Source organism: Salmonella sp. NW177, assembly GCF_051811585.1.
In the GTDB taxonomy this organism is placed as follows: domain Bacteria; phylum Pseudomonadota; class Gammaproteobacteria; order Enterobacterales; family Enterobacteriaceae; genus Salmonella; species Salmonella enterica.
The window spans coordinates 1-19792 of the sequence record NZ_JAMMZV010000002.1; the positions used below are offsets into that span (position 1 = coordinate 1).

Below are 19792 nucleotides of genomic sequence, written 5' to 3' on the forward strand. Positions count from 1 at the left end.
GCTATCGAGGCGGGCGTCGACGGCGTGGACACGGCGATTTCCTCCATGAGCGCCACCTACGGCCACCCGGCCACCGAAGCGCTGGTGGCGACGCTTGCCGGCACGGAACACGACACCGGGCTGGATATCCTGAAGCTGGAGAGCATCGCGGCGTACTTCCGCGAGGTGCGCAAGAAATATCACGCCTTTGAAGGCCAGCTGAAGGGCTACGACAGCCGTATTCTGGTAGCCCAGGTGCCGGGCGGAATGCTCACCAACCTGGAAAGCCAGCTGAAGCAGCAGAACGCGGCGGACAAACTCGACCAGGTGCTGGCGGAAATCCCCCGCGTGCGCGAGGACCTCGGCTTTATCCCGCTGGTGACCCCCACCTCGCAGATTGTCGGCACCCAGGCGGTGCTCAACGTCCTGACCGGCGAACGCTACAAAACCATCGCCAAAGAAACCGCCGGCATTCTGAAAGGCGAATACGGCCACACCCCGGTGCCGGTGAACGCCGCGTTACAGGCCCGCGTGCTGGAAGGGGGCGCCCCGGTGACCTGCCGTCCGGCGGATTTACTCAAACCGGAACTGGCTGAACTGGAAGCCGACGTCAGGTGCCAGGCGCAGGAGAAGGGCATCCAGCTTGCGGGAAACGCCATTGACGACGTGCTCACCGTGGCGCTGTTCCCGCAAATCGGCCTCAAATTCCTTGAGAACCGCCACAACCCGGCGGCGTTTGAGCCACTGCCGCAGGCGGAAGCCGCGCAGCCGGTGGCAAAAGCAGAGAAGTCTGCCGCCTCCGGCGTCTATACCGTGGAAGTGGAAGGTAAGGCCTTTGTGGTGAAGGTCAGCGACGGCGGCGATATCAGCCAGCTCACTGCGGCTGCACCTGCTGCCTCTTCTGCTCCTGCCATCGCCCCGGCAGGCGCCGGCACCCCGGTCACCGCCCCGCTGGCGGGGAACATCTGGAAGGTGATTGCCACCGAGGGCCAGAGCGTGGCCGAAGGCGACGTGCTGCTGATTCTGGAAGCCATGAAGATGGAAACCGAAATCCGCGCCGCGCAGGCCGGGACGGTACGCGGTATCGCGGTGAAGTCCGGGGACGCGGTCTCCGTGGGCGACACCCTGATGACGCTGGCGTAACGGAGAACTGAAATGGAAAGTCTGAACGCCCTGCTTCAGGGCATGGGGCTGATGCACCTTGGCGCAGGCCAGGCCATCATGCTGCTGGTCAGCCTGCTGCTGCTGTGGCTGGCGATTGCGAAGAAGTTCGAGCCGCTGCTGCTGCTGCCGATTGGCTTCGGCGGGCTGCTCTCCAACATCCCGGAAGCGGGCATGGCGCTGACCGCGCTGGAAAGCCTGCTGGCGCATCACGACGCCGGGCAGCTGGCGGTGATTGCCGCGAAGCTTAACTGCGCGCCGGACGTGCACGCCATTAAAGAGGCATTAGCGCTGGCGCTGCCGTCGGTGCAGAGCCAGATGGAGAACCTGGCGGTGGACATGGGCTACACGCCGGGGGTGCTGGCGCTGTTCTATAAAGTGGCGATTGGCTCCGGCGTCGCGCCGCTGGTCATCTTCATGGGCGTGGGCGCGATGACCGACTTTGGCCCGCTGCTGGCGAATCCGCGCACCCTGCTGCTGGGGGCGGCGGCGCAGTTCGGCATCTTCGCCACGGTGCTGGGGGCGCTGACGCTGAACTACTTCGGCCTGATTGCCTTCACCCTGCCGCAGGCGGCGGCCATCGGCATTATCGGCGGCGCGGACGGCCCGACGGCGATTTATCTGTCGGGCAAACTGGCGCCGGAGCTGCTGGGGGCCATCGCGGTGGCGGCGTACTCGTATATGGCGCTGGTGCCGTTAATCCAGCCGCCGATTATGAAAGCGCTGACCACGGAGACGGAGCGGAAAATCCGCATGGTGCAGCTGCGCACCGTCAGCAAGCGGGAAAAAATCCTCTTCCCGGTGGTGCTGCTCATGCTGGTGGCGCTGCTGCTGCCGGACGCCGCGCCGCTGCTGGGGATGTTCTGCTTCGGCAATCTGATGCGTGAAAGCGGCGTGGTGGAGCGTCTGAGCGACACGGTACAGAACGGGCTGATTAATATCGTCACCATTTTCCTCGGGCTGTCGGTGGGCGCGAAGCTGGTGGCGGACAAGTTCCTGCAGCCGCAGACGCTGGGCATTCTGCTGCTGGGTGTGATTGCGTTCGGGATTGGGACGGCGGCCGGGGTGCTGATGGCGAAGCTGATGAACCTGTGCAGTAAGAACAAAATCAACCCGCTTATCGGTTCGGCAGGGGTGTCGGCGGTGCCGATGGCAGCCCGCGTATCGAACAAAGTGGGGCTGGAATCAGACCCGCAGAACTTCCTGCTGATGCACGCGATGGGCCCGAACGTGGCCGGGGTGATTGGCTCGGCCATTGCGGCGGGCGTGATGCTGAAATACGTGCTGGCGATGTAATCCAATCTAACCGGGGGCAGTGATTCTGCTCCCGCAAAATGAGGACACAGTAATGAGTGAAATGGTTGCGTTTCGGCAAGGTACATCCATGCCATACAGAGAAACCATCTTGCGCTATGTTGTTGAGACGGTGAATCAGATAACTGAGCTTGAGCCAGCGCTGCATTTGCTGCCGTGGTCCGGCGTCAACTCAGCAATACATGAGCAACGTTTTGCACAGTGTTACGACGAGGGGCTTTGTGCCGCACAGACGTCGGCACCGAATGTTCCGCAGGGGATTCTGCCATCAACCGATTGGGCTCAGGGTATCGGGTTACTCTGTTTTGCCGCAGGGTATATGAGCGCAGGCGAGCGGCCATTAACACACAATCAGTTATGCGATTTCGTCAAACAGGCGGCTGTTGGTTTATCGCCGATTGAGGGGGAGGCGGCGAGCGGTTTCTCGACGGTACGTAGTATTGCATTACCCGTATTCAGGCGATTGCAACGCGATGGTCACGCGTCTCGGGTCCTGCTGTTACAAACGTTGCTGCATCTGGTCGCCTGGAAAAGCGCATCGCAGTATGCGCGTCAACAGGCGCAACGACTGCTCTGGATGGGCGGCATTCTGGGGGAAGGGGGCGAGTCTGGCTTATTGGCACTCGATAAGGCGCTGCGTGAAGAGGCCGTCGGGGAGAAAAGTCTCCCCGCGCTGCTGATCTTCACGAGTTTCCTGGCGCATTTTCCGGCAGGGCCAGTCTTCATTGACTAGCCGTCGAACGACGCGGGCAAAAGCCGCGTCGTTTTAGTTCGACGCCGGGTATTCCTGCACCGTCACCTGGAACGTGAGCTGCTTATCATCCCGCATTACCACGACCGGAATTACGGAGCCCGGGCGGATTTCCGCCACCTGATCCATCGTCTCCAGCGCGGACACAGCGGGTTTATTATTGACCGAAATAATCAAATCATTAACCTGAATACCGGCAAGCGCGGCGGGGCCGTTTGGCGTCACTTCATTAACGACAATGCCCTGAATCGGGTCCATGCCGCTACCCTGCTGCGCGTGCAGCGGCGCGATTTCTCGTCCGCCAATACCGATATAGCCGCGAATCACGCGACCGTCGCGGATAAGCTTATCCATAATTTTCGTGGCTAGCTGGAAGGGAATCGCAAAACCAAGGCCTTCCGGCGTTTCGCCATCGTTACTCTTATCAAAAGAGAGGGTGTTGATCCCCATCAGTTCGCCTAACGAGTTGACCAGCGCGCCGCCGGAATTACCGTGGTTAATCGAGGCGTCGGTCTGGAGAAAATTCTGTCGCCCCGTCGGGTTCAGGCCGATACGACCCGTTGCGCTGATGATCCCCTGGGTAATGGTCTGTCCCAGATTATATGGGTTGCCGATAGCCAGTACGACGTCGCCAATATGCGGTGTACGCTTTGTATTAATCGGGATGGTAGGCAGCCCGCCAGTGGCGTTGATCTTCAGCACCGCCAGGTCGGTAAGCGAATCGGAGCCCACCAGTAGCGCTTCAAAGACGCGGCCATCCTGTAGCGCGACGATAATCTGATCGGCATCGTTAATCACGTGCTTGTTGGTAATAATATAACCGCGTTGATCCATGATCACGCCGGAACCCAGCGTGCGGATCTCCAGTTGATTATGCGCGGTACTGTTCATACTGCGGTTATAGACATTGACGACGGCAGGCGCGGCGCGGCGAACCGCAAAATTATAACTGGCTGGCGTCTCATCGGTACTGTCGAATTGCGGGACGGCGATAGGATTAATTTTGCGCAAAGAAGGCATGACGGCCAACAGAATAGCGCCGACAATTAAACCTATTGCGACCGAACGTAAGAGCTTCACAAACATGATGGAGGCGTCGTTAAAAAAGGGAACGGCAGCAGCATACCATGAGTTAACCGGACATCACATCGCAGGCTGATGCCCGGTTTAAGACAGGATTAGCGCAGCAATAGATAAATGTTCTCGTTGCCGCGTACTACCTGAAGAGCAATTATGGACGGTTTTGCCGCCATCACTTTGCGCATTTCGGCGATAGAACTGATGCGATCGCGGTTAACGCCGATGATAACATCATCTTTTTGCAAACCGGCCTGCGCGGCAGGACTGCTTTTTTCGACGCTATCAACCTTAACGCCTTTCGTCCCGTCTTTCAGCTGGCCGTCGCTCAACGTCGCGCCTTGCAACGCCGGGGCGATCATTTCGGCGCTGGCGGAAGAAGAGGTATTGGAATCCAGCGTGACTTCCACCTCCAGCGGCTTACCATCGCGCAACAGGCCCAGCTTCACTTTCGTGCCCGGTTCGGTGGTGGCGATACGCGAACGCAGTTCGGCAAAGCTATTCAGCGGCTTACCGTTAAGACTGATAATCACGTCTCCGGATTTCACCCCGGCCTTAGCCGAACCTGAATTGGGTAAAACCTCGCTGACAAAAGCGCCACGCTGAACGTTCAGTTTGAATGCCTTAGCGATATCAGCGGTCATTTCAGTGCCTTTAATTCCCAGCAATCCGCGTTTGATTTCGCCGAACTGAATCAACTGCTGCGCCAGCGTCTGCGCCATATTGGAAGGAATAGCAAAGCCAATGCCGATGCTCCCGCCCCCTGGCGCGAGGATCGCGGTATTAATCCCGATCAGCTCGCCGTTCAGGTTAAGCAGCGCGCCGCCGGAGTTGCCGCGGTTAATAGAGGCATCGGTTTGAATAAAGTTCTCAAGCCCTTCCAGATTAAGCCCGCTGCGTCCCAGCGCTGAAATAATCCCGGAGGTGGCGGTTTGCCCAAGGCCAAACGGATTACCGACCGCCACGGCGAAATCGCCGACGCGGAGTTTGTCGGAATCGGCGATGGCAATTTGCGTTAACTTGCTGGGATTCTGAATTTGTAACAGAGCGATATCGCTCTGGTCGTCGCCGCCGATCAGCTTCGCGTCGAATTCGCGTCCGTCATTCAGTTGAATACTGATCTTCTGTGCCTGATTAATCACATGATTATTGGTTAATACATAGCCTTTAGCGGCATCGATAATCACCCCCGAACCGAGTCCTTCAAACGGCTGGGACGGCTGGTCTGGCAGATCCTCGCCAAAGAATTTTTTAAACTCCTCCGGCACTTTTTGGCTCTGGGCGGCGGTTCCCTCGACTTTTACGCTGACGACAGCAGGCAGCACTTTCTCCAGCATAGGGGCAAGGCTTGGCAGCGTCGCCTGGCCTGGCACCTGGCCTGGTATCGATGCAAGGGCTGGAAACGGTGCCGAAAGAGTTAATCCGACACTTAACGCTAATGCACTTAACAGCTGGGTGTGTTTTTTCATGGATGCTGCTCTCGTACCTTGAATGAACGGATAGACAATTCAAAACAGATTGATGTTATTGAATTTTCAGCCTGGTAACAATGATAATAGCTGGGACAGGAAAGATAGAGAGAGGGCGCAAGCGATGCGCCCGATAAATTTCTTAACGGCGTGCGATTAATCGCGCTTTGCGCCGCTACGTAACAGGCCAGACGCGCCTTCAGAATAATCACGTGGCATTTGCACCGGCGCCTGATCGTTGCTCGCCTCAGACTCCGCCAGACGGTTACGGAACGGATTCGACTCCGCAGACATTTCCGGCAGCAGGCTGCTGGAGCTTTTCGCCATATGCTGATATAGCTGGCGATAATCATGCGCCATGGTATCCAGCAGTTCCGCGCTGCGGGCAAAGTGGCTAACCAGCTCTTCACGGTACTCTTCCAGCTCAGCTTTGTTTTTTTCCAGTTCGTACTGCAATGCCTGCTGTTGACGTAACTTACGATTACCAAAACGCATGGCCACGGCACCAATGATGATACCGACGACTAATCCAATTAGCGCATATTCCCAGGTCATGAACATCTCCCGTTGTCTTATGTTTCCGTAGGGTGTTGGCTCCAGGCTCCATGCCCGCGCCTGATTATGCCACTATAACCGCTAATTCCGTAGAAGTGGAATCCCGACAGCATATCGCGTAGTGTAGAACGGCCTTTTTTTCGTCAGCCGTGAACGACGGCACATCGATTTTCAAGGAATAACAATAACATTATGCAAAGCCTTTCCCCTACATCGCGTTATCTCCAGGCACTCAACGAAGGCACCCATCAGCCTGACGACGTTCAGAAAGAGGCGGTCGACCGTCTGGAAACCCTTTATCAGGCGCTCACCGCGAAAAAATCGTCGGCTACGCCACCCGGCGGACTGATAGCGCGACTGGGGAAATTATTAGGCAAAAACGAACCGGACGCGCAAATACCGGTTCGCGGGCTGTATATGTGGGGGGGCGTGGGGCGCGGCAAAACATGGCTCATGGATCTCTTCTACCACAGCCTGCCGGGCGAGCGAAAACTACGCCTGCATTTTCATCGGTTTATGCTGCGCGTGCATGAAGAGCTTACCGCGTTACAGGGACAGATCGATCCGTTAGACATTATTGCCGATCGGTTTAAAGCCGAGACGGACGTACTGTGTTTCGATGAGTTTTTCGTCACCGATATTACCGACGCCATGCTGCTGGGCGGTTTAATGAAAGCGCTGTTTGCACGCGGCATTACGCTGGTCGCGACCTCCAATATTCCGCCGGATGAACTCTACCGCAACGGTTTGCAACGCGCCCGCTTCCTGCCGGCTATCGATGCCATTAAACAGCACTGCGACATTATGAATGTGGACGCCGGCGTCGATTACCGACTGCGGACGCTGACGCAGGCCCATTTATGGCTAACGCCGCTTAATGATGAAACCCGGCGGCAAATGGATAAACTGTGGCTGGCGTTAGCGGGGGCCGCGCGCGAGCACGCTCCGACGCTGGAAATCAATCATCGCCCTTTATCCACCCTGGGCGTTGAAAACCAAACGCTAGCGGTCTCTTTCGCTACGCTGTGCGTCGAGGCCCGCAGCCAGCATGATTACATTGCGCTCTCAAGGTTATTTCATACGGTTCTGCTGTTTGACGTGCCGGTCATGACGCCGCTGATGGAGAACGAAGCGCGCCGCTTTATTGCGCTGGTGGATGAGTTTTACGAGCGCCACGTTAAGCTGGTGGTCAGCGCCGCCGCGCCGTTATATGAGATTTATCAGGGGGAGCGGCTCAAGTTTGAATTTCAGCGCTGTCTGTCGCGCCTGCAAGAGATGCAGAGTGCGGAGTATCTCAAGCGGGAGCATATGCCGTAAGCCGGACAAGCGCAGCGCCCCGGCATTGTGCGGTATCATATCTGTGCAACCTCCCCGACCGAGGGTGAACCTGGCCTGAACAAAACCCGCGGCAAATCGCAAAAAGGGGTCGATCTTTGACCTGGACTTCTCTATAATCCTGCGACCCCACGTTACAAGAGAGTTTTTTCCCAAACTTTCTCTGTGCCGGCCAAACATATCCGAGGGGGTAGGTTTACCGGACTTTGTCGTGTGAACCTCAACTATTTAAAACGTTTGGGTGTTCACCAACGTGTAACTTATTTATTTGGGTAAGCTTTTAATGAAAACTTTTACAGCTAAACCAGAAACCGTAAAACGCGACTGGTATGTTGTTGACGCGACCGGTAAAACTCTGGGCCGTCTGGCTACTGAACTGGCTCGTCGCCTGCGCGGTAAGCACAAAGCGGAATACACTCCGCACGTAGATACCGGTGATTACATCATCGTTCTGAACGCTGACAAAGTTGCTGTAACCGGCAACAAGCGTACTGACAAAGTGTACTATCACCACACCGGCCACATCGGTGGTATCAAACAAGCGACCTTTGAAGAGATGATTGCCCGCCGTCCTGAGCGTGTGATTGAAATCGCGGTTAAAGGCATGCTGCCAAAAGGCCCGCTGGGTCGTGCTATGTTCCGTAAACTGAAAGTTTACGCGGGCAACGAGCACAACCACGCGGCACAGCAACCGCAAGTTCTTGACATCTAATCGGGATTATAGGCAATGGCTGAAAATCAATACTACGGCACTGGTCGCCGCAAAAGTTCCGCAGCTCGCGTTTTCATCAAACCGGGCAACGGTAAAATCGTTATCAACCAACGTTCTCTGGAACAGTACTTCGGTCGTGAAACTGCCCGCATGGTAGTTCGTCAGCCGCTGGAACTGGTCGACATGGTTGAGAAACTGGATCTGTACATCACTGTTAAAGGTGGTGGTATCTCTGGTCAGGCTGGTGCGATCCGTCATGGTATCACCCGCGCTCTGATGGAGTACGACGAGTCCCTGCGTGGCGAACTGCGTAAAGCTGGCTTCGTTACTCGTGACGCTCGTCAGGTTGAACGTAAGAAAGTCGGCCTGCGTAAAGCACGTCGTCGTCCGCAGTTCTCCAAACGTTAATGGGGTTCTGCTTCGGCAGACAACTGTTAGCGAAAAAACCCGCTTCGGCGGGTTTTTTTATGGGCAATGCATTTATCTGTCACAATGAAATGCGGATTGTTGTCTCTTTTTCCCCAATTCCAGAATCGACTCACCACAAAGGTCACAAAATCTGGTAAACTATCATCCAATTTTCTGCCCAAATAGCGGGGAATGTTCATTTTTTGTCTCGTTTCTGAGCAATGATGGCTTTTTTCGCCCTGGGTGACATAACATCTGGCTGGTCACATTGTGGCTGGTAGCAGTAAAAATTCTGAATATACCTGGAGGTTTTCATGGCTGTCGCTGCCAACAAACGTTCGGTAATGACGCTGTTTTCTGGTCCTACTGACATCTATAGCCATCAGGTCCGCATTGTGTTGGCTGAAAAGGGTGTTAGTTTTGAGATCGAACATGTGGAAAAGGACAATCCACCTCAGGATCTGATTGACCTCAACCCGAATCAAAGCGTTCCGACACTGGTGGATCGTGAGCTGACCCTGTGGGAATCTCGCATCATTATGGAATATCTGGATGAGCGTTTCCCTCATCCGCCGCTGATGCCGGTTTATCCGGTCGCGCGCGGTGAAAGCCGTCTGTACATGCACCGTATTGAAAAAGACTGGTATACGCTGATGAACGTCATCGTAAACGGGTCTGCTTCCGAGGCCGACTCTGCGCGTAAACAACTGCGTGAAGAGCTGCTGGCGATTGCGCCGGTATTTGGTCAGAAACCGTATTTCCTGAGCGACGAATTCAGCCTGGTTGATTGCTACCTGGCGCCTCTCTTGTGGCGTTTACCGCAGTTGGGTATTGAATTCAGCGGCGCAGGGGCGAAAGAGCTGAAAGGCTATATGACCCGCGTCTTTGAACGTGATTCTTTCCTGGCTTCTTTAACCGAAGCTGAACGTGAAATGCGCCTCGGTCGGGGTTAACCTGTATGGATTTGTCACAGTTGACGCCGCGTCGTCCTTATCTGTTGCGTGCTTTCTACGAGTGGTTGCTGGATAACCAGTTGACCCCGCATCTGGTGGTGGATGTGATGCTGCCTGGCGTGCATGTCCCTATGGAATATGCGCGCGATGGGCAAATCGTCCTCAATATTGCGCCGCGGGCGGTAGGTAATCTGGAGCTGTCTAATGATGAAGTGCGTTTTAATGCGCGCTTCGGCGGCGTTCCCCGTCAGGTTTCTGTGCCTTTGGCTGCGGTGCTGGCGATTTACGCCCGTGAAAACGGCGCAGGCACCATGTTTGAGCCTGAAGCCGCCTATGATGAAGACGTTGTCAGCTTAAATGATGATGACAATACCGCAGGCGCGGAAAGCGAGACCGTGATGTCCGTCATTGATGGCGATAAGCCCGACCACGATGACGACAGTAGTCCTGATGACGAGCCGCCTCCGCCGCGTGGCGGACGTCCGGCGCTGCGTGTAGTAAAATAATCAACAGGCCCTGAAGGGCCTGTTTTGTTTGGTCTCCTCGCGGGTTCACCCTGCTTTTGAAGCTGTGTTACGATAAGCTTGCTATTATTTGCCACCGACCACTCATGAATGGACGTTATGAACGCATTTGATTCGCAAGCAGAAGATTCACCGACATCCCTCGGGCGTAGTTTGCGCCGCCGCCCGTTGGCGCGTAAAAAACTGTCTGAAATGGTTGAGGAAGAGCTGGAGCAGATGATCCGCCGTCATGAGTTTGGCGAGGGAGAACAGCTACCGTCTGAACGTGAATTAATGGCCTTCTTCAATGTAGGACGTCCCTCCGTGCGTGAAGCGTTAGCTGCGCTGAAGCGTAAAGGTCTGGTGCAAATCAATAACGGCGAACGCGCCCGCGTCTCGCGCCCCTCTGCTGATACCATCATCAGCGAACTGTCGGGTATGGCGAAAGATTTTCTTACTCATCCTGGCGGCATCGCTCACTTTGAACAGCTACGGCTTTTCTTTGAATCCAGCCTGGTACGCTATGCGGCGGAACATGCCACCGACGAGCAGATCGCGTTGTTAACGAAAGCGCTGGAAATTAATAGCCAGTCGCTGGATGACAACGCGCTGTTTATTCGTTCGGATGTCGAGTTTCACCGGGTGCTGGCTGAAATTCCCGGCAATCCGATCTTTATGGCTATTCATGTTGCTCTGCTGGACTGGCTAATCGCCGCTCGCCCAAGCGTTCCCGATCGTGAGCTGCATGAACATAATAACGTGAGTTATCAACAGCATATTGTGATTGTTGATGCCATTCGCCAGCGAGATCCCGATAAAGCGGATCGCGCTCTGCAAACCCACCTCAATAGCGTTTCCGCTACCTGGCACGCGCTCGGTAAAAAAAGTCAAAAAATGCGGTAGCGATCGCGCCTCCGATCCCAGTTTAGTGAAGCAGATCGCACTATAAGCGTTCTGTATTATTTGCTGCTTATTTGATCTGGTATAACAGGTATAAAGGTAGGTAGTTAATATATTCATCATCCGTAGAGGTAGGTATGGCAAAAGCATTGCAAGGCGTAATGGCGGCGTTGTTGACCCCATTTGATCATCAGCAGCAACTGGATAGCGAAAGCCTGCGCCGTCTGGTGCGTTTTAACATCGGGCAGGGTATCGACGGGCTGTACGTTGGCGGTTCCACCGGGGAAGCATTCGTACAGAGCCTTGCTGAAAGAGAGCAGGTACTGGAGATTGTCGCCGAAGAGGCGAAGGGAAAAATCACGTTGATCGCCCATGTCGGGACAGTAAGCACCGCAGAAAGCCAGCAGCTTGCCAGCGCCGCAAAGCGTTACGGTTTTGATGCGGTCTCTGCGGTGACGCCTTTTTATTACCCTTTCAGTTTTGAAGAGCACTGTGACCATTATCGGGCAATCATTGATTCCGCAGATGGATTGCCGATGGTGGTATACAACATTCCGGCGTTAAGCGGCGTAAAACTTACCCTCGATCAGATCAATACGCTGGTGACATTACCGGGCGTGAGCGCGCTGAAGCAAACCTCCGGCGATCTCTTCCAGATGGAGCAGATCCGCCGCGCGCATCCGGATCTGGTGCTGTACAACGGTTATGACGAAATCTTCGCTTCCGGCCTGCTGGCGGGCGCGGACGGCGGTATCGGCAGCACATACAACATTATGGGCTGGCGTTACCAGGGGATTGTGCAGGCATTACGTGAGGGCGATGTGGCGAAAGCGCAGCGTCTGCAAACCGAGTGCAATAAGGTTATTGATTTACTGATTAAAACCGGCGTATTCCGCGGCCTGAAAACGGTCCTGCATTATATGGACGTGGTATCGGTGCCGCTGTGTCGTAAACCGTTCGCGCCTGTTGATGAAAAATACCTGCCGGCGCTCAAGGCGCTGGCTCAACAACTGATGGAAGAAAAGGCGTAACAGCATAATGCCGGGGGCGCTACGCTTGCCCGGCCTACAACAGTGTGAGCGGTAGGCCGGATAAGGCGGAGCCGCCATTCGGCATAACGACAACAAAAATCGTCGGGAGAGTAAAATGAGTACTTCTACCCAGAACATCCCGTGGTATCGCCATCTCAACCGGGCGCAATGGCGGGCATTTTCCGCTGCCTGGCTGGGATATCTGCTTGATGGTTTTGATTTTGTGTTGATTGCTCTTGTACTGACTGAGGTACAAAGCGAATTTGGGCTGACGACGGTACAGGCGGCAAGCCTGATTTCTGCGGCTTTTATCTCTCGCTGGTTCGGCGGGTTATTACTGGGCGCGATGGGCGATCGCTATGGGCGTCGTCTGGCGATGGTCAGCAGCATCATCCTGTTTTCGGTGGGAACCCTGGCCTGCGGGTTTGCGCCCGGTTACACCACCATGTTCATCGCCCGACTGGTGATTGGTATGGGCATGGCGGGCGAATATGGTTCCAGCGCGACCTATGTAATCGAAAGCTGGCCAAAACATTTACGCAATAAAGCCAGCGGTTTTCTGATTTCCGGCTTCTCCGTCGGCGCGGTCGTTGCCGCGCAGGTGTACAGCCTGGTGGTGCCTGTCTGGGGCTGGCGCGCGCTGTTTTTCATTGGCATTTTGCCAATTATCTTCGCCCTCTGGCTGCGGAAAAACATTCCGGAAGCGGAAGACTGGAAAGAGAAACACGCGGGTAAAGCGCCGGTACGTACGATGGTCGACATTCTTTATCGGGGCGAACATCGCATCATCAACATTTTAATGACTTTCGCCGCCGCCGCTGCGCTGTGGTTCTGTTTTGCCGGTAACCTACAAAATGCTGCGATTGTGGCGGGGCTGGGACTACTGTGCGCGGTTATCTTTATCAGCTTTATGGTGCAGAGCAGCGGTAAACGCTGGCCCACTGGCGTCATGCTGATGCTGGTGGTACTGTTTGCTTTCCTCTATTCCTGGCCGATTCAGGCGCTATTACCCACTTATCTGAAAACCGAGCTGGCCTACGATCCGCATACGGTGGCGAATGTCCTGTTCTTTAGCGGATTTGGCGCGGCGGTTGGTTGCTGCGTAGGCGGTTTTCTTGGCGACTGGCTGGGAACGCGTAAAGCATATGTCTGTAGCCTGCTGGCCTCGCAAATCCTCATTATTCCGGTCTTTGCGATTGGCGGCACAAACGTCTGGGTTCTGGGTCTGCTACTGTTTTTCCAACAGATGTTGGGGCAGGGGATTGCCGGGATTCTGCCGAAGCTGATCGGCGGTTACTTCGATACCGATCAGCGCGCGGCGGGGCTGGGCTTTACTTATAACGTCGGCGCGCTCGGCGGCGCGCTGGCACCGATCCTGGGAGCGCTGATCGCTCAACGTCTGGATTTGGGCACTGCGCTGGCATCGCTCTCTTTCAGCCTGACGTTTGTCGTGATCCTGCTTATTGGGCTTGATATGCCGTCTCGCGTACAGCGTTGGCTACGTCCGGAAGCGTTACGCACCCACGATGCTATTGACGACAAACCGTTCAGCGGAGCCGTACCGCTTGGCAGTGGTAAAGGTGCCTTTGTAAAAACGAAAAGTTAATCCGCTTGCCCGGTTTTCAACCGGGCAATATTTGTAAGGGAGTAGTATGTCGTTACTTGAACAACTGGATAAAAATATTGCCGCTTCTGGCGGCCTGATTGTCTCCTGCCAGCCCGTTCCGGGCAGTCCGCTGGATAAGCCGGAGATTGTAGCGGCAATGGCGTTGGCAGCGGAACAGGCGGGCGCGGTTGCGGTGCGTATTGAAGGCATAGACAACCTGCGTATGACCCGCTCGCTCGTTTCGGTACCCATTATCGGCATTATCAAACGCGATCTGGACGACTCTCCAGTGCGCATTACCCCTTTTCTCGACGATGTAGATGCGCTGGCGCAGGCCGGCGCAGCTATTATCGCCGTTGATGGAACCGCTCGGCAACGGCCGGTAGCCGTTGAGGCGTTGTTGGCGCGCATTCATGACCACCATCTACTGGCGATGGCCGACTGCTCATCCGTGGACGATGGTCTCGCCTGTCAACGGTTGGGCGCGGACATTATCGGCACGACAATGTCCGGCTACACCACCCCCGATACGCCGGAGGAACCCGAGCTGCCCTTAGTCAAAGCGTTGCATGACGCCGGATGCCGGGTGATAGCCGAAGGGCGCTATAACTCGCCAGCACTGGCGGCGGAGGCGATCCGCTATGGCGCATGGGCGGTGACGGTGGGGTCCGCCATTACCCGTCTGGAACATATCTGTGGATGGTATAACGACGCATTAAAAAAGGCGGCGTCATGACTACGTTAGCAATCGATATTGGCGGGACTAAACTTGCCGCCGCGCTCATCGACAACAACTTGCGCATTAGCCAGCGTCGCGAGCTACCGACCCCCGCGAGCAAAACGCCGGATGCGTTACGTGAAGCATTAAAGGCGCTGGTTGAACCACTACGGGCAGAGGCGCGTCAGGTAGCGATAGCTTCTACCGGGATCATTCAGGAAGGGATGCTGCTGGCGCTAAACCCCCATAATCTGGGCGGCTTGCTACACTTTCCGTTAGTACAAACACTGGAAACGATAGCAGGCCTGCCGACGCTGGCGGTGAACGACGCGCAGGCGGCGGCCTGGGCGGAGTATCACGCGCTCCCTGATGATATCCGCGATATGGTATTTATCACCGTTTCAACCGGCGTTGGCGGCGGCGTTGTCTGCGACGGCAAGCTCCTTACCGGAAAAGGCGGTCTGGCCGGGCACCTGGGACACACCCTGGCGGACCCACACGGGCCCGTATGCGGCTGTGGACGCGTTGGCTGTGTAGAGGCCATCGCCTCCGGACGAGGGATGGCCGCGGCGGCGCGGGACGATCTGGCGGGATGCGACGCCAAAACCCTATTTATTCGCGCTGGCGAAGGTCATCAGCAGGCGCGACATCTGGTAAGCCAATCCGCGCAGGTAATAGCGCGAATGATCGCCGATGTGAAAGCGATTACCGACTGCCAGTGTGTGGTCATTGGCGGCAGCGTAGGGTTAGCTGAGGGATACCTGGAGCAGGTTCGCGCGTTTTTGATGCAAGAGCCTGCGCCTTATCACGTGGCGCTGAGCGCCGCTCGCTATCGGCATGACGCAGGATTATTAGGCGCTGCTTTGTTAGCTCAAGGAGACACATTATGATGATGGGGGAAGTACAGTCGTTGCCTTCTTGCGGGTTGCATCCGCGACTGCTGGATGCCTTGACTCTCGCGCTGGCGGCAAGGCCGCAGGAGAAAGCGCCGGGGCGCTATGAATTGCAGGGCGACAATATCTTTATGAATGTAATGCAGTTAACGACGCAAATGCCGGCCGAGAAGAAAGCGGAATTGCATGAACAATACATTGATATTCAGCTACTACTAACCGGCGTCGAGCGTATTGCGTTTGGGATGTCCGGTGCCGCTCGCCAGTGCGAGGAGATGCACGTTGAAGAGGATTACCAGCTTTGTAGTCAAATTGTCGACGAGCAGACTATTACGCTGCAAGCGGGGATGTTTGCTGTGTTTATGCCGGGAGAACCGCATAAACCGGGATGTGCAGTGGGTGAGCCGGATGACATCAAGAAAGTGGTAGTGAAAGTACGCGCCAGTTTGCTGGCGGCCTAAATCTCTTGCCGGAGCAGTCTTCCGAACGCAGCCCCCTTACGGGGCTGCGTGGTGAATGTGCCGGAGAGCGCGGGTATGACGGGTTAACGCTTAAACGTCACGGCTTCCGGCTGGGTCAGGTGCAGCGTCGTCTGGCTCGGCACCGTCTCGGCAATTACCCGCCCGTGGCGAATCGAGTAACGGGCAGGCGTCTGGCGACGTACCGCATCGAATCCATTCTCAGCGGGTAAGATAACCAGATTCGCGGCATGGCCGACACTCAGACCGTAGTCCTGTAAATGCAGGGTTTTTGCGCTGTGGGTAGTGATCAGATTTAACCCGTCGTTGATTTGCCCATACCCCATCAACTGGCAAACGTGTAACCCCATATGCAACACCTGCAGCATATTTGCTGTGCCTAATGGATACCACGGGTCGAAGACGTCATCATGGCCAAAGCAGACGTTGATCCCCGCTTCCAGCATCTCTTTCACCCGCGTGACGCCACGACGTTTCGGGTAAGTGTCAAACCGCCCTTGCAGATGAATATTCACCAGCGGGTTGGCGACGAAGTTAATCCCCGACATTTTCAACAGGCGGAACAGGCGTGACGCATACGCGCCGTTGTACGAGTGCATAGCCGTGGTGTGGCTGGCGGTCACGCGCGCCCCCATGCCATCACGATGCGCCAGCGCCGCGACCGTTTCGACAAAGCGAGACTGCTCGTCATCAATTTCGTCGCAGTGCACATCGATCAAGCGATCGTATTTCTGCGCCAGGGCGAAGATTTTGTGCAGCGATTCAACGCCATATTCCCGCGTGAACTCAAAGTGCGGAATGGCGCCAATAACGTCAGCGCCCAAACGCACGGCTTCCTCTAACAGCGCTTCACCGTTGGGATAAGACAGAATACCTTCTTGCGGAAAGGCGACGATTTGTAGATCTACCCACGGCGCAACCTCTTGCTTCACTTCCAGCATGGCTTTCAGCGCGGTGAGCGTAGGATCTGAAACGTCAACGTGAGTACGAACGTACTGGATGCCGTTAGCCATCTGCCATTTCAGGGTCTGCATCGCGCGCGCTTTCACATCTTCATGCGTGAGCATTGCTTTACGTTCTGCCCAGCGCTCAATCCCTTCAAACAGTGTGCCGGACTGGTTCCAGCTCGGTTCACCCGCCGTTTGCGTGGTATCCAGGTGGATATGTGGCTCAACAAACGGTGGAATAGCCAGACCGCCTTCGGCATCAAGCACTTCGCCCTGCGGTAACGATGCGGCTTCCTGAGGCTCAATCCGGCTAAAGCGCCCGTTTTCAATCGTAATCTGCCATAATCCTTCGTGTCCCTGCAGACGCGCCTGACGAATGGTGATGTTATTGTTCTGCATGGCTGACCTCTGGTGATTTAGCAAGGCTGCGGTTGAAAAGTGGATTCAGCAGGATATAGCTGAAGACGCCGCCGAGTACGGCGTTGACGGGCACAATACCAGGAACATAATGTCCGGCGGCGATGCCCAGCGCGACGGAAAGAATAGCAATCCAGTTAACGGGAATAAAGCGCACGGTGTTGAAGTCGGCATAGCGGCGGCGGTTCAACAGATAGTCGGCAATAATCACTCCGCCAATCGGTGGGATGGCAGATGACAGGAACGTCAGCCAGCCGACAAAATTATTGTAAAGCCACAGCGCGCACACGGTACCGATAATCCCGTTCACCACCGACAGCGTGCGGCTGGAAAGACCGGTAATATTGGCGAAGCCCAGACCCGATGCGTACAGCGCGTTATCGTTGGTGGTCCAGATATTCAGGCCAAGCACCACAATCGCGGGCAGCAGCAGCCCCTGCGCTATCATCACGTCAGAGATATCCGCCTGACCGACGGCGGCAGCGCCTGCCGCGCCAAAGATAAACATCAGCGAGTTGCCGAGGAAAAAAGCGACCATCGCAATCAGTACGGCGCTTTTGGCATGACGCCCGAAGCGGACGAAGTCGGCGGTCAATGTACCGGCGCTGACAAACGAGCCCACCACCAGCGCCAGCGCGCTGGAAAAATCCAGTGGCGTCTGCGGCACTATCGTTTTTAAATGCTCCAGCCCACCCACGCCGCTGACCGCCAGCCAGACGGAGTAGCTGCCCAGAATAACGATCGCGGGTACGGCAATGATAGACAAAATGGTCAACGCCGAGATGCCGAAAAAAATGGTCAGGGTCATCAGCAGACCCGAAACGGCAATCAGGATATTGGCATCAATGTCCGTCGCTTTACTGACCGGAATAGCGAACATCGCTACGCCAACGCCAAACCAGCCTACCTGTGTGCCGCCAAGCAGCAAGGAGGGAAGCCATGAGCCTTTAACGCCAAAGGAGTAACGTGCAAGGAGGTGGGTGGAGAGTCCGGTTTTTGCGCCGATGTAGCCAAGAAATGCAGTGTAGATACCGAGGAGGAGATTACCGAAGAAAACTGCGAGGAAGAAATCATTATAAGAAAGACCGGTGCCGAGTGTCCCTCCGGTCCACATACTGGCGGAAAAAAACGTTAAACCCAACATGACAAACGTCAGTGGAATCACGCCCTTCCGCGCCGCCAGAGGGACGGGGCCCTGGCTATAATTGTTGTCCTGCGACACAACGCCTCCATGAATTTTGCCCAAAAAATCCGCCGCATAATATACAGTTCTCAGAATAAAGCAAACGTTTTCGTATGATATTTTTTTGATAATTATTCATGGAATTAATGGTTCGCTAGTTTTTCTCTGTTGTCAGTGAACCACCGCGTGTGAGTTGAGTTTCCAGCATGGTTTGCGAACGAATAAGTTCGTCTGTGAGTAATTTTTCGTCGGGCAACTGCACTTTGTATTCGCTCGCCATGATGGTGTTTGGCAGGCCAGTCAGCGCGTAATGCGCTTCCCCCGCGCCTTTCCCTGCGCACAAAACCAGGCCGACTGGCGGGTTTTCTCCGGGCATTGTCCAGTGCTCTTTGGCATAGTTCAGGTACATATTCATCTGCCCGGCATCCGCATAACCGAATTTGCCTACCTTCAGGTCAACGAGCAACAGGCAGCGCAAGCGACGATGGAAGAACAGCAGATCGACGCGGAACCAGCTATCGTCTATGCGTAGTCGGCGTTGGCGGCCAACAAAAGCAAAATCGTCACCGAGCTCCAGCATAAAGTCCATCAGGTGGCTGAGCAGCGCGTCTTCGAGATCTGATTCGGAATACTCGTCCTTCAGGTTAAGAAATTCCAGAATGAACGGGTCGCGTATGGCTTGCTCCGGCAAAACGTTTGGCTCGGCGGGTGCAGGCTGCTGCAACATGGCGGATTTGTCGTGGGACAGTAGTGTTCGTTCGTAAAATTGAGTGGCGATTTGCCTGTCGAGCTGCCGTACGGACCAGCCGTTACGTAGCGTCTCTTTCTCGTAAAAAGTGCGGGCATCGGGATTTTTTACCGACAAGAGGCGGACATACGCTGACCAGGGAAGAGGGAATGTTTTGGCGAGCGGTATGAGATTTGAAGATTCCGCAGACAGTGTCTGCGGAATTTCAATATGTTGAAAACAAAGATAAAATGTGCGGATTTGCCATAGGTTTCTGGTGGAAAAACCGCGCTTATAGCGCTGACTTAAATCTACCGATAATCGTTCGATAAGCTGAGTACCATAGGCCGCTCGCGCTTCTCCTCCCTGTTCAAATTCGACAATGCGTCGGCCAATTTCCCAGTAGGTGGCAGTCATAATGGCATTGATGCTGCGCACGGTCTCGGTACGTGCCGTATCGACCAGACGAATAATACCGTCATGAATTTGCTGATATTCATCAGACTGTGGCGCTAAAGTTGGATTCGTCATGTCATCCCTTACGTGATAGTTTCATTGTGAAATTAGAACGCTATCAATACGCTTCAGGCGTAAACGGATCAATCCATGAACGGATTTTACATGGCATTACATCTCGATTTACGAGCGGGTTTCCAGAATCGGCAGGAGAGATA

General features: G+C 55.3%; 20 protein-coding genes. 14 read left to right on the plus strand and 6 right to left on the minus strand.

Annotated elements, in window-relative coordinates; translation table 11 throughout:
* The 3 genes from NA986_RS06645 to NA986_RS06655 form a co-directional block, all read left to right on the plus strand.
* A partial coding sequence (locus NA986_RS06645; RefSeq protein ID WP_369569140.1) for a biotin/lipoyl-containing protein occupies positions 1 to 1122 on the plus strand: 1122 nt, incomplete at its 5' end.
* 12 nt (positions 1123 to 1134) lie between these two features.
* Positions 1135 to 2436, plus strand: a complete 1302-nt coding sequence (locus tag NA986_RS06650; protein WP_000444860.1) for an oxalacetate decarboxylase subunit beta — start codon at positions 1135 to 1137, stop codon at positions 2434 to 2436.
* 19 nt (positions 2437 to 2455) lie between these two features.
* Positions 2456 to 3187, plus strand: coding sequence for a triphosphoribosyl-dephospho-CoA synthase (locus NA986_RS06655; RefSeq protein WP_023215721.1), 732 nt, complete (start codon positions 2456 to 2458; stop codon positions 3185 to 3187).
* 33 nt (positions 3188 to 3220) lie between these two features.
* On the opposite strand, the gene degS is transcribed toward NA986_RS06655, so the two are convergent.
* From degS to zapG, 3 genes are all read right to left on the minus strand, one after another.
* Positions 3221 to 4291 carry an outer membrane-stress sensor serine endopeptidase DegS gene (gene degS, locus NA986_RS06660; protein WP_000497705.1) on the minus strand — a complete coding sequence of 357 codons (1071 nt, stop codon included), beginning with the start codon at positions 4289 to 4291 and terminating at the stop codon, positions 3221 to 3223.
* A 92-nt stretch (positions 4292 to 4383) separates the two neighbouring features.
* Positions 4384 to 5751: a serine endoprotease DegQ gene (gene degQ / locus NA986_RS06665; protein WP_000716690.1), complete on the minus strand. Its 1368-nt coding sequence runs from the start codon at positions 5749 to 5751 to the stop codon at positions 4384 to 4386.
* A gap of 156 nt (positions 5752 to 5907) precedes the next feature.
* Positions 5908 to 6306, minus strand: a complete 399-nt coding sequence (zapG, locus tag NA986_RS06670) for a Z-ring associated protein ZapG (protein WP_001519074.1) — start codon at positions 6304 to 6306, stop codon at positions 5908 to 5910.
* Positions 6307 to 6498: 192 nt separating this feature from the next.
* On the opposite strand from zapG, the gene zapE reads away from it, so the two are divergent.
* The 11 genes from zapE to nanQ all read left to right on the plus strand — a co-directional run bounded on the left by zapE (position 6499) and on the right by nanQ (position 15826).
* Positions 6499 to 7623, plus strand: a complete 1125-nt coding sequence (gene zapE / locus NA986_RS06675; RefSeq protein WP_001191216.1) for a cell division protein ZapE — start codon at positions 6499 to 6501, stop codon at positions 7621 to 7623.
* A 301-nt stretch (positions 7624 to 7924) separates the two neighbouring features.
* Positions 7925 to 8353 carry a 50S ribosomal protein L13 gene (rplM, locus tag NA986_RS06680; RefSeq protein ID WP_000847559.1) on the plus strand — a complete coding sequence of 143 codons (429 nt, stop codon included), beginning with the start codon at positions 7925 to 7927 and terminating at the stop codon, positions 8351 to 8353.
* A 15-nt stretch (positions 8354 to 8368) separates the two neighbouring features.
* On the plus strand, positions 8369 to 8761 hold the full coding sequence (gene rpsI / locus NA986_RS06685) for a 30S ribosomal protein S9 (RefSeq protein ID WP_000829815.1): 393 nt from the start codon (positions 8369 to 8371) through the stop codon (positions 8759 to 8761).
* Positions 8762 to 9075: 314 nt separating this feature from the next.
* Entirely contained in the window at positions 9076 to 9714 is a 639-nt protein-coding gene (gene sspA, locus NA986_RS06690) for a stringent starvation protein SspA (protein ID WP_000257298.1), read from the plus strand.
* 5 nt (positions 9715 to 9719) lie between these two features.
* Positions 9720 to 10220 (plus strand): ClpXP protease specificity-enhancing factor, encoded by a 501-nt coding sequence (gene sspB / locus NA986_RS06695; RefSeq protein ID WP_000366112.1) that lies wholly within the window; start codon positions 9720 to 9722, stop codon positions 10218 to 10220.
* A 108-nt stretch (positions 10221 to 10328) separates the two neighbouring features.
* Complete coding sequence (nanR, locus tag NA986_RS06700) at positions 10329 to 11120, plus strand: transcriptional regulator NanR (protein WP_000382926.1); 792 nt, start codon at positions 10329 to 10331, stop codon at positions 11118 to 11120.
* A gap of 134 nt (positions 11121 to 11254) precedes the next feature.
* Positions 11255 to 12148 carry an N-acetylneuraminate lyase gene (gene nanA, locus NA986_RS06705; RefSeq protein ID WP_001029667.1) on the plus strand — a complete coding sequence of 298 codons (894 nt, stop codon included), beginning with the start codon at positions 11255 to 11257 and terminating at the stop codon, positions 12146 to 12148.
* Positions 12149 to 12263: 115 nt separating this feature from the next.
* Entirely contained in the window at positions 12264 to 13754 is a 1491-nt protein-coding gene (gene nanT, locus NA986_RS06710) for a sialic acid transporter NanT (protein ID WP_000108071.1), read from the plus strand.
* Positions 13755 to 13800: 46 nt separating this feature from the next.
* Entirely contained in the window at positions 13801 to 14490 is a 690-nt protein-coding gene (locus tag NA986_RS06715; RefSeq protein ID WP_198910073.1) for an N-acetylmannosamine-6-phosphate 2-epimerase, read from the plus strand.
* The gene (gene nanK / locus NA986_RS06720; protein WP_000208981.1) at positions 14487 to 15362 is read left to right on the plus strand and encodes an N-acetylmannosamine kinase; all 876 of its coding nucleotides are present in this window, start codon (positions 14487 to 14489) and stop codon (positions 15360 to 15362) included. The genes NA986_RS06715 and nanK overlap by 4 nt, the downstream gene beginning before the upstream one ends.
* Positions 15359 to 15826 (plus strand): N-acetylneuraminate anomerase, encoded by a 468-nt coding sequence (nanQ, locus tag NA986_RS06725; protein ID WP_000979901.1) that lies wholly within the window; start codon positions 15359 to 15361, stop codon positions 15824 to 15826. The genes nanK and nanQ overlap by 4 nt, the downstream gene beginning before the upstream one ends.
* A gap of 83 nt (positions 15827 to 15909) precedes the next feature.
* On the opposite strand, the gene NA986_RS06730 is transcribed toward nanQ, so the two are convergent.
* The 3 genes from NA986_RS06730 to NA986_RS06740 form a co-directional block, all read right to left on the minus strand.
* Positions 15910 to 17190 carry a cytosine deaminase gene (locus NA986_RS06730; protein ID WP_001648384.1) on the minus strand — a complete coding sequence of 427 codons (1281 nt, stop codon included), beginning with the start codon at positions 17188 to 17190 and terminating at the stop codon, positions 15910 to 15912.
* Entirely contained in the window at positions 17177 to 18430 is a 1254-nt protein-coding gene (gene codB / locus NA986_RS06735; protein ID WP_198889114.1) for a cytosine permease, read from the minus strand. The genes NA986_RS06730 and codB overlap by 14 nt, the downstream gene beginning before the upstream one ends.
* A gap of 115 nt (positions 18431 to 18545) precedes the next feature.
* A complete protein-coding gene (locus NA986_RS06740) occupies positions 18546 to 19649 on the minus strand; it encodes a PDDEXK nuclease domain-containing protein (protein WP_000184305.1) in 1104 nt (367 codons plus the stop codon).
* Between the last annotated feature and the right edge of the window lie 143 nt (positions 19650 to 19792).

What these genes read in the sequence shown, in the direction of transcription:
- nanQ (WP_000979901.1), top strand. Translation starts at nt 15,359, where the DNA reads ATGATGATGGGGGAAGTACAGTCGTTGCCTTCTTGCGGGTTGCATCCG.
- sspB (WP_000366112.1), top strand. Translation starts at nt 9,720, where the DNA reads ATGGATTTGTCACAGTTGACGCCGCGTCGTCCTTATCTGTTGCGTGCT.
- degQ (WP_000716690.1), bottom strand. Translation starts at nt 5,751, where the DNA reads ATGAAAAAACACACCCAGCTGTTAAGTGCATTAGCGTTAAGTGTCGGA.
- rpsI (WP_000829815.1), top strand. Translation starts at nt 8,369, where the DNA reads ATGGCTGAAAATCAATACTACGGCACTGGTCGCCGCAAAAGTTCCGCA.
- NA986_RS06650 (WP_000444860.1), top strand. Translation starts at nt 1,135, where the DNA reads ATGGAAAGTCTGAACGCCCTGCTTCAGGGCATGGGGCTGATGCACCTT.
- sspA (WP_000257298.1), top strand. Translation starts at nt 9,076, where the DNA reads ATGGCTGTCGCTGCCAACAAACGTTCGGTAATGACGCTGTTTTCTGGT.
- zapG (WP_001519074.1), bottom strand. Translation starts at nt 6,306, where the DNA reads ATGACCTGGGAATATGCGCTAATTGGATTAGTCGTCGGTATCATCATT.
- rplM (WP_000847559.1), top strand. Translation starts at nt 7,925, where the DNA reads ATGAAAACTTTTACAGCTAAACCAGAAACCGTAAAACGCGACTGGTAT.
- NA986_RS06715 (WP_198910073.1), top strand. Translation starts at nt 13,801, where the DNA reads ATGTCGTTACTTGAACAACTGGATAAAAATATTGCCGCTTCTGGCGGC.
- nanT (WP_000108071.1), top strand. Translation starts at nt 12,264, where the DNA reads ATGAGTACTTCTACCCAGAACATCCCGTGGTATCGCCATCTCAACCGG.
- NA986_RS06730 (WP_001648384.1), bottom strand. Translation starts at nt 17,190, where the DNA reads ATGCAGAACAATAACATCACCATTCGTCAGGCGCGTCTGCAGGGACAC.
- NA986_RS06740 (WP_000184305.1), bottom strand. Translation starts at nt 19,649, where the DNA reads ATGACGAATCCAACTTTAGCGCCACAGTCTGATGAATATCAGCAAATT.
- degS (WP_000497705.1), bottom strand. Translation starts at nt 4,291, where the DNA reads ATGTTTGTGAAGCTCTTACGTTCGGTCGCAATAGGTTTAATTGTCGGC.
- nanR (WP_000382926.1), top strand. Translation starts at nt 10,329, where the DNA reads ATGGACGTTATGAACGCATTTGATTCGCAAGCAGAAGATTCACCGACA.
- zapE (WP_001191216.1), top strand. Translation starts at nt 6,499, where the DNA reads ATGCAAAGCCTTTCCCCTACATCGCGTTATCTCCAGGCACTCAACGAA.
- nanK (WP_000208981.1), top strand. Translation starts at nt 14,487, where the DNA reads ATGACTACGTTAGCAATCGATATTGGCGGGACTAAACTTGCCGCCGCG.
- nanA (WP_001029667.1), top strand. Translation starts at nt 11,255, where the DNA reads ATGGCAAAAGCATTGCAAGGCGTAATGGCGGCGTTGTTGACCCCATTT.